We start from the raw sequence: 7,238 nt of genomic DNA on the forward strand, positions 1-7,238 counted from the left end.
TCGAGGACTTAACCAAATACGAAAAGTGTAGGCGACTGTTCAGCCTCGACAAGTGCTGGAGGGCCAGCAGTTGAAGTCGTTCTTTGACTTCAGCGGATGGACCGAAGCAATCTCGAGAGGCTAGGAGCCGAAACTGGACAATGATTGCTCGTTCTTCTGTAATTCTTCTTACAAGATTATTTAGTTTTGAGGGAATGAAAAATTTCTCTTGCAAAATGCATAAAAGACAGTATAATAGATATTGTCTTTGAAAAATTGTCTGGTGGCGATGGCGAGAAGGTCACACCCGTTCCCATACCGAACACGGAAGTTAAGCTTCTCAGCGCCGATGGTAGTTGGGGGTTTCCCCCTGTGAGAGTAGGACGCCGCCGGGCAGGATGCATTCATCCTTATAATCTTTCTTGATACGGATCGTGAATCCAAATCGGAGAATATAATTATTCCGCAGTAGCTCAGTGGTAGAGCACTCGGCTGTTAACCGAGCGGTCGTAGGTTCGAATCCTACCTGCGGAGCCAATTTTGGAGAGCTGTCCGAGAGGTCGAAGGAGCACGATTGGAAATCGTGTAGACGGTTACCGCTGTCTCAAGGGTTCGAATCCCTTGCTCTCCGCCATTGAAACTTAAACATACGGCCCCTTGGTCAAGCGGTTAAGACACCGCCCTTTCACGGCGGTAACACGGGTTCGAATCCCGTAGGGGTCACCAAGATTTTTCGCCAAAGCGAATAAATGTCCTTGAAAAAGATTAGTGTATAATATGGAGGATTAGCTCAGCTGGGAGAGCATCTGCCTTACAAGCAGAGGGTCGGCGGTTCGATCCCGTCATCCTCCACCATAATTTTTTTAATATCATTGTCGCGGGGTGGAGCAACGAGCGTTACTTCACTGTATGAACTGCGAGTTGTACCGATCGAACTGCAGCTTGAATAAGCTTTCTGAGATCGGGACAGCACCTGCTCACTACGAGCATGGACAATATAATATCATTATTACCGTCGCGGGGTGGAGCAGCTCGGTAGCTCGTCGGGCTCATAACCCGAAGGTCGCAGGTTCAAATCCTGCCCCCGCAATCATGTGAGTCTTTCAAGTATCCCACTTGAAAAACTTCGGTCCCGTGGTGTAGCGGTTAACATGCCTGCCTGTCACGCAGGAGATCGCCGGTTCGATCCCGGTCGGGACCGCCATTTTTATGAAGCTCAGTAGCTCAGTCGGTAGAGCAGATTGCTCACATCCTGAAAAAGCTTCTGAGGCAATCTGCGAGAAAGACCGAAGGTCTTTTGAGCAAAGGTCCTAAGCCTTACAATCTTTAGGGAACAGTACTATTGTGGCTCAGTAGCTCAGTCGGTAGAGCAAAGGACTGAAAATCCTTGTGTCGGCGGTTCGATTCCGTCCTGAGCCACCATCTTTACAACTTACTGATTATCCAGTAAACATGATTAAATAGTTTTTTATAAAACGAAATCATGTTATAATGGAGGGGTAGCGAAGTGGCTAAACGCGGCGGACTGTAAATCCGCTCCCTCAGGGTTCGGCGGTTCGAATCCGTCCCCCTCCACCATGTATTTAGGGGTATAGTTTAAAGGTAGAACGAAGGTCTCCAAAACCTTTGGTGTGGGTTCGATTCCTACTACCCCTGCCAATTTTATAATGGCGATTGTGGCGAAGTGGTTAACGCACCTGATTGTGGTTCAGGCATTCGTGGGTTCGATTCCCATCAGTCGCCCCTTATAAATTCACAAATGTAATAATAAGAGCATACAATATATTGGGCTATAGCCAAGCGGTAAGGCATCGCACTTTGACTGCGACATGCGTTGGTTCGAATCCAGCTAGCCCAGCCATTTTTGCGGAAGTAGTTCAGTGGTAGAATACAACCTTGCCAAGGTTGGGGTCGCGGGTTCGAATCCCGTCTTCCGCTCCAGTAATATATGGCGGCATAGCCAAGTGGTAAGGCAAAGGTCTGCAAAACCTTTATTCACCGGTTCAAATCCGGTTGCCGCCTCCATTAGATTACTAATGGTATTTGAAGTAAGACATCTTAATATGCCGGTGTGGCGGAATTGGCAGACGCGCACGACTCAAAATCGTGTTCCTTCTGGAGTGTCGGTTCGACCCCGACCACCGGTACCACTTTTTTATTAAACAGGTGTTCCTGTTTTATTTATTTCAACTGAATATGTATGCGGGTGTAGTTTAGTGGTAAAACCTCAGCCTTCCAAGCTGATGATGAGGGTTCGATTCCCTTCACCCGCTCCATACATACGTGACTAACGCAGTATTTCGTTTCTTGAAAACGAAGTACTGCGTTTTTTCTGTTATATGGTTAATACTGTAGCAAACCTATAAGATAAAAGGCTGCAAACAAAAAGGATGCCTTAGCATCCAATGATTTTGTATGTGCCTGACCCTCCATGGATTTGGAGAAACATGTTCATAAGTGAAGCTGTCATTTTCTCTTTGCTTTCATGAGAGGCAGAAGGGCGCAAGTAAACGATTTGAAGGGCATTTCTTGTTTCTTCCGTGACAGCCGTGCGCTCAGAATCGACAAATGGACTTCCAAAGGGACCAATTTCATCTGAAGAGACGATTAAATTACCGAGATTATTGGTTCTGCCATTTAATCCGGTATATTCTTCTGATTCGCCAGCTACTCTCAGGTCAACTGGCCCCTGCACCTTCTCAAAATCATATATTCCTATTGGTACCTGGTACTCAAGTGAGAAGAAGTTGTTGATATCTATAGCGCTATGTACAGATTGGAGATAATTTTGTTTTCCGACTCTTCGATAGAGTGCCTCTGCAGAGTGCCGATAGCGGTTTGGATCTTTCCCAGTAGCTTTGAAGATACTGCGCCATTCCTTAATGCCCTCTAAATCGGTCACGCTTTTTTCAAGGAGGTCAAAATATATCGATTCCTGAAATAGCTGCAGCCTTCCTTTCAGCATTTGCGGCGAGTCTCCTACCTGGATATTTTCATATTTAATGATTCCGGCTGAAAATCCCGGAACAAGATCACATAATGATCTGGAAACACTAATTTCCATTGATTCCACCTCCTAAACTGCTTTAAAATAGTTTATCATAAAAGTAATTTGCTATTAAAGCTTTCGCCTTTCAATGGCGCTGATCTTGCCAGATATGATTTTCACTTTAGTTAAGTACCGCACTGCCGTGGCGGGGGTCTGACCCCCAGTGCGTTAGTGCGGTGAAGTTATATTTTATTCTTTTGGAGAGGGGGTGTCTGGATGGATTTAGATGAGTTGAAGAGGGATGTTGTTGAGTACGGTAAGTCGATTGGGATTGATAAGATTGGTTTTGCTGCTCCTTCTGCTTTTGAGGAAATGAAGGTTCGGTTATACAGGCAGCAGGAGCTTCATTATCAATCAGGGTTTGAGGAGAAGGATATTGAGAAGAGAACAGAGCCTGCGCTGATTTTTGACAAGCCTAAATCGATTATCTCGATAGCTTTGGCCTATCCTTCTAAAATGAAAACGAAGGTGGTCAGCAAGAAGGGCGAGCGCCGGGGAATTTTTTGCAGAGCGTCATGGGGAACGGATTATCATGCCATTCTTCGTGACAGGCTCCGAAAGCTTGAGGACTATCTTTCTGAGAAGATGCCCGGAGCCAGGTTTAAATCAATGGTCGATACTGGTGAGCTGGTTGACAGGGCAGTAGCGCAGCGCGCCGGAATAGGCTGGAGCGGAAAGAACTGTTCAATCATCACCCCTGAATTCGGGTCATATGTCTATCTTGGGGAAATGATCACGAATATTCCATTTGAGCCCGATACACCTATGGAAGACCAGTGCGGCAGCTGCAATAAATGTGTTGATGTATGCCCAACTGGAGCTCTTGTCCAGGGCGGACAGCTGGATGCTCAGAAGTGTATAGCATTTGTTACACAGACAAAGGGATTCCTTGCTGATGAATTCCGTGAGAAGCTCGGCAACCGCTTATATGGCTGCGACACCTGCCAGACAGTATGTCCAGAGAATAAGGGAAAAGACTTTCACTTTCATCCTGAAATGGAGCCTGATCCAGAGTTAGCAAAACCGCTGCTCAAGCCATTGCTGACGATCAGCAACCGCGACTTCAAAGAAAGGTTTGGCCATGTATCAGGTTCATGGAGAGGAAAGAAACCGATACAGCGCAACGCCATTATCGCTCTGGCCCATTATAAGGATAATAGCGCCATTCCTGATTTGATTGGTGTGTTAAAAGAAGATCCGCGGCCTGTTTTAAGAGGGACTGCTGCGTGGGCACTTGGAAAGATAGGCGGACCTGAAGCCCATGAAGCTCTCAAGAATGCTGCAAGTTCGGAAAATGATGCAGAGGTATTAAATGAGATAAGCAAAGGGCTGGAGTTCTTTAAGGATGATTCGGAAACGACAATTTCACTATAAAAAGGAATGGGTCTGATCAGGTCCATTCCTTTTTTCATTTTATTGAGGCAAAAAATGCTTGAAATAATCAATTCCTTCATACATATGAATGGTGAAGGGAGTGATGAGCATGCGTGAACAACTGCAGGAGCTTCTAGAACAGCGAGTCCTTCAATGTGTATCCATGCCTCGGAATCAGCTGCATGAATGCCCGGCAATCGAGCAGAAGAAGCAGAGCTGTGCAAGGCGGTCTGCTGAAATAGTGAAAGCGAAGGCAAAGGGAAAGGTCGAACAGAAAATCACTGGCCAAGAAAAGGAAAGCGTATTGTATGATGTTCATTTTCAATATTTGATTAAGCAAAAGGGCCAATTTTACATTGAAGAGGAAGTTGAAAAGCGTCAGGCAGAATTCTATAAGGGTGTGCTTGTCAAAGATGAAAAGCTGAAAGAGTCCACACCTGAATTTACTTCAGGAGAGGTATTGCCTGCATTTTTAGATGAGGCTCCAGCAATTAGGGCTGGATACCAGTATGACAGGTTAAAGGCTGTCCAATACGCTGAACGATGGTGGAATGACTTCAACCCAGCCTATAAGAAATTTGAGGTTGATTGCACCAACTATATTTCCCAATGCCTGCACACTGGAGGAGCCCCAATGAGAGGCTATCCGAACCGTGGCAATGGCTGGTGGATGCAAAGCAATAATTGGAGCTATAGCTGGACTGTTGCTAATGCAATGCGGTGGTATCTCCCTGCCTCAAAATTCGGCTTAAGGGCACGGGAGGTAAGCAGTGCTGACCAGCTGAAGCTCGGGGATGTAATATGTTATGATTTCCAGGGTGATGGCCGCTTTGACCATACCACAATTGTCACTGGTCATGATGCCAATGGGATGCCGCTAGTGAATGCCCATACGTACAACAGCAGGATGAGATACTGGGCATATGAGGATTCAACTGCATACACTCCGCAAATTAAATATAAATTTTTCACGGTTATGGATGATCAGTGATTATTGAAAAGCCTCTGACTCAATTTGCCTGCTGCACGGACAATGGCGCATTTCTTTGTCCTGAAACAGTGTAGTGGTATAATAGCAAATAGAGTTTTAGATAGAGGTGAAAGTCATGGCATTGCATGTAGTATTATTCCAGCCGCTCATTCCGGCTAACACTGGGAATATCGCGCGTACCTGTGCAGGGACAGACACGGAGCTGCACTTGATCAAGCCGCTAGGTTTCTCTACGGATGACAAGATGCTCAAGCGCGCTGGCCTGGATTACTGGGAGCACGTCAAAATCCATTATCATGAATCATTAGATGATTTTTATGAAAAGAATCAAGGCGGAGAATTCTTCTATATAACAAAGTTTGGGAAAAAGACTCATTCGGACTTTGATTATACTGATCAAGAAAAGGATTATTTCTTTATTTTCGGCCGCGAAACAACAGGGCTGCCAAAGGAAGTAATCGAAAGCAATATGGAAAGATGCCTGCGTCTGCCAATGAATGAAAACATTCGCTCATTGAATCTTTCCAATACTGCGGCAATCCTAATTTATGAAGCATTGCGCCAGCAGGATTACCGCGATTTACGCAAATTTTAAGGAGACCAATGCTGGTCTCCTTTTTGACATTGAAATTCTATAAGGAGATGATAAAAATGAACGAAATAATTGAAACGATACTCCAGCATCGCTCAGTAAGGCGCTTCAAGGACAAGCTCCTGGATAGGGAGCAGATTGAGCTCATTGTTAAAAGCGCCCAGGCAGCATCTACTTCAAGCTTTATCCAGGCATATTCCATCATCGGCATAACCGATAAGCAAAAAAAGCAGAAGCTGGCTGAACTGGCTGGCGGCCAAACCTATGTGGCGGAAAATGGCCATTTCTTTGTTTTTTGCGCGGACCTTCACCGGCATAAGGTCATAGGGGAGCTTGAAAATGTGGACCTTCAGGATTCAATCGAAAGCACTGAAAAGTTCATGGTTGCTTTGATTGATACCGCCCTGGCTGCACAGAATGCTGCTATTGCTGCAGAATCAATGGGCCTTGGCATCTGCTATATCGGAGGAATCCGCAATGATCTTGAAAACGTAAAAGAACTGCTGAAGACACCCGAGCATGTAGTGCCGCTGTTTGGACTTGCAGTCGGCTATCCTGATCAGGAAACCGATTTGAAGCCGCGTCTGCCCCTTGAGCATATTTATATGGAAAATGAGTACGAGCAGGATCCTGAAAAATTTGCTGCTCAGCTTGGGGAGTATAATAAAACAACATCTGACTACTATCGTGAACGAACCGGGGGCAAGCGCGAAGATACATGGACAGGCCAAATGGCCATGATGCTTGGAAGAAAGTCACGGATGTATATGAAGGATTTTGTCCAGAAGCAGAACTTGAATAAAAAATAATGGTGCTATTCTTGTACTAGGATGTAATGAGGTTCGAGCTCAACACACTTGAGAGCAGCTTTAGGCGATTGAACTGCAATGAAATGAGGGCTCAATACACTTCGCAAATCTTTAATCGATTAAAAGGTAATGGAAGCCCCACATAGCGAACTAGAGGCGTTAGCATGGGTATGCATGCTGTTATTACCTTGAATGCTTATAGTAAAAGGCTGTTCTCGCAAAGATTGTTGATTTGCCAAAGTTGAATTAAGATCCTGTTGCTCTTCGTTCCAGGCGCGCAGACTCCTTCGGGATAAAGCGGGACAGGTGAGACCCCGGTAGAAATGGCCCGAAAAGAAGGGGCCATTTTACCCCGCAGGAGCAAAGCGACGAGGAGGCTCACCGCACGCCCCAAGAAAAATTCGCTCTTGAAAAAGCCGGCAATTGGGCTTTTTCAAAATTTTT

5 protein-coding genes, 15 tRNA genes and 1 rRNA gene are annotated in these 7,238 nt (G+C 45.6%); 20 read left to right on the forward strand and 1 reads right to left on the reverse strand.

Annotated elements, in window-relative coordinates; all coding sequences use genetic code 11:
- Nucleotides 1-258: 258 nt before the first annotated feature.
- The 16 genes from rrf (at nucleotide 259) to AC3EBE_RS02060 (ending at nucleotide 2,255) form a co-directional block, all read left to right on the forward strand.
- A 5S ribosomal RNA gene (gene rrf / locus AC3EBE_RS01985) occupies nucleotides 259-374 on the forward strand.
- A gap of 67 nt (nucleotides 375-441) precedes the next feature.
- Nucleotides 442-516, forward strand: a tRNA-Asn gene (locus AC3EBE_RS01990).
- A 5-nt stretch (nucleotides 517-521) separates the two neighbouring features.
- A tRNA-Ser gene (locus tag AC3EBE_RS01995) sits at nucleotides 522-613 on the forward strand.
- A gap of 17 nt (nucleotides 614-630) precedes the next feature.
- A tRNA-Glu gene (locus AC3EBE_RS02000) sits at nucleotides 631-705 on the forward strand.
- A gap of 53 nt (nucleotides 706-758) precedes the next feature.
- Nucleotides 759-834: transfer RNA gene (locus AC3EBE_RS02005), tRNA-Val, on the forward strand.
- A 161-nt stretch (nucleotides 835-995) separates the two neighbouring features.
- Nucleotides 996-1,069: transfer RNA gene (locus AC3EBE_RS02010), tRNA-Met, on the forward strand.
- A 38-nt stretch (nucleotides 1,070-1,107) separates the two neighbouring features.
- A tRNA-Asp gene (locus AC3EBE_RS02015) sits at nucleotides 1,108-1,183 on the forward strand.
- A gap of 142 nt (nucleotides 1,184-1,325) precedes the next feature.
- Nucleotides 1,326-1,401, forward strand: a tRNA-Phe gene (locus tag AC3EBE_RS02020).
- Between the two features lie 71 nt (nucleotides 1,402-1,472).
- Nucleotides 1,473-1,557 (forward strand) — tRNA-Tyr (locus AC3EBE_RS02025).
- Nucleotides 1,558-1,564: 7 nt separating this feature from the next.
- Nucleotides 1,565-1,638 (forward strand) — tRNA-Trp (locus AC3EBE_RS02030).
- Nucleotides 1,639-1,649: 11 nt separating this feature from the next.
- Nucleotides 1,650-1,722 (forward strand) — tRNA-His (locus AC3EBE_RS02035).
- Nucleotides 1,723-1,765: 43 nt separating this feature from the next.
- Nucleotides 1,766-1,840: transfer RNA gene (locus tag AC3EBE_RS02040), tRNA-Gln, on the forward strand.
- Nucleotides 1,841-1,845: 5 nt separating this feature from the next.
- Nucleotides 1,846-1,920 (forward strand) — tRNA-Gly (locus AC3EBE_RS02045).
- 9 nt (nucleotides 1,921-1,929) lie between these two features.
- Nucleotides 1,930-2,004, forward strand: a tRNA-Cys gene (locus AC3EBE_RS02050).
- A 40-nt stretch (nucleotides 2,005-2,044) separates the two neighbouring features.
- A tRNA-Leu gene (locus AC3EBE_RS02055) sits at nucleotides 2,045-2,129 on the forward strand.
- A 52-nt stretch (nucleotides 2,130-2,181) separates the two neighbouring features.
- A tRNA-Gly gene (locus AC3EBE_RS02060) sits at nucleotides 2,182-2,255 on the forward strand.
- Nucleotides 2,256-2,374: 119 nt separating this feature from the next.
- Here the strand turns inward: AC3EBE_RS02060 and AC3EBE_RS02065 are convergent.
- The gene (locus AC3EBE_RS02065) at nucleotides 2,375-3,043 is read right to left on the reverse strand and encodes a B3/B4 domain-containing protein (protein ID WP_488593353.1); all 669 of its coding nucleotides are present in this window, start codon (nucleotides 3,041-3,043) and stop codon (nucleotides 2,375-2,377) included.
- Nucleotides 3,044-3,244: 201 nt separating this feature from the next.
- Between AC3EBE_RS02065 and queG the strand changes: the two genes are divergently transcribed.
- The 4 genes from queG (at nucleotide 3,245) to nfsA (ending at nucleotide 6,794) form a co-directional block, all read left to right on the forward strand.
- Nucleotides 3,245-4,402, forward strand: a complete 1,158-nt coding sequence (gene queG, locus AC3EBE_RS02070; RefSeq protein WP_488593354.1) for a tRNA epoxyqueuosine(34) reductase QueG — start codon at nucleotides 3,245-3,247, stop codon at nucleotides 4,400-4,402.
- 109 nt (nucleotides 4,403-4,511) lie between these two features.
- Nucleotides 4,512-5,393, forward strand: coding sequence for an amidase domain-containing protein (locus tag AC3EBE_RS02075; RefSeq protein ID WP_488593355.1), 882 nt, complete (start codon nucleotides 4,512-4,514; stop codon nucleotides 5,391-5,393).
- Between the two features lie 115 nt (nucleotides 5,394-5,508).
- Nucleotides 5,509-5,988: a tRNA (uridine(34)/cytosine(34)/5-carboxymethylaminomethyluridine(34)-2'-O)-methyltransferase TrmL gene (trmL, locus tag AC3EBE_RS02080; protein WP_488593356.1), complete on the forward strand. Its 480-nt coding sequence runs from the start codon at nucleotides 5,509-5,511 to the stop codon at nucleotides 5,986-5,988.
- 56 nt (nucleotides 5,989-6,044) lie between these two features.
- On the forward strand, nucleotides 6,045-6,794 hold the full coding sequence (nfsA, locus tag AC3EBE_RS02085; RefSeq protein ID WP_488593357.1) for an oxygen-insensitive NADPH nitroreductase: 750 nt from the start codon (nucleotides 6,045-6,047) through the stop codon (nucleotides 6,792-6,794).
- Nucleotides 6,795-7,238 lie beyond the last annotated feature (444 nt).

The sequence above is a fragment of the Mesobacillus sp. genome, from assembly GCF_057785455.1.

Bases quoted from the DNA above. Each gene is read 5' to 3' on its own strand.
- queG (WP_488593354.1), top strand. From the start codon at position 3,245: ATGGATTTAGATGAGTTGAAGAGGGATGTTGTTGAGTACGGTAAGTCG.
- AC3EBE_RS02065 (WP_488593353.1), bottom strand. From the start codon at position 3,043: ATGGAAATTAGTGTTTCCAGATCATTATGTGATCTTGTTCCGGGATTT.
- trmL (WP_488593356.1), top strand. From the start codon at position 5,509: ATGGCATTGCATGTAGTATTATTCCAGCCGCTCATTCCGGCTAACACT.
- nfsA (WP_488593357.1), top strand. From the start codon at position 6,045: ATGAACGAAATAATTGAAACGATACTCCAGCATCGCTCAGTAAGGCGC.
- AC3EBE_RS02075 (WP_488593355.1), top strand. From the start codon at position 4,512: ATGCGTGAACAACTGCAGGAGCTTCTAGAACAGCGAGTCCTTCAATGT.